This window comes from Pseudomonas sp. 58 R 3, from assembly GCF_900006605.1.
Taxonomy (GTDB): domain Bacteria; phylum Pseudomonadota; class Gammaproteobacteria; order Pseudomonadales; family Pseudomonadaceae; genus Aquipseudomonas; species Aquipseudomonas salomonii.
The window spans coordinates 1-269 of the sequence record NZ_CVTT01000004.1 but is presented as its reverse complement, the minus strand read 5'-3'; the positions used below and the strand labels follow the sequence as shown (position 1 = coordinate 269).

1 protein-coding gene is annotated in these 269 nt (G+C 48.3%); it reads right to left on the bottom strand.

Annotated elements, in window-relative coordinates; all coding sequences use genetic code 11:
• The coding region (locus BFP92_RS30060; RefSeq protein ID WP_139114011.1) for a transposase at window positions 1-269 on the bottom strand (269 nt) is incomplete at both ends.

Here is a 269-nt window from a genome sequence, read left to right as displayed (position 1 = left end):
GTCGCCACAATGAGAGAACTCGCTTTTCTTTGATGCTGTTGCTCTGGTAGCGTCGTTCCAAACCGCTTTCTCGTGCCTGCAGCCCTGTCAAAAATAGAAGGTAGTTGGCCAAAGCAGCAATCAACAACAACACCTCAATACGCTTTGGACAATGGCTTCGATGCAGATTAAGGCCCAATCCCAGGTGCTCACTTTTTACGTCTCGAAAGCCTTCTTCGATCTGCATGCGGCGCTTATAAATCGCTACGATCTTTGCTGGATTCCATTCG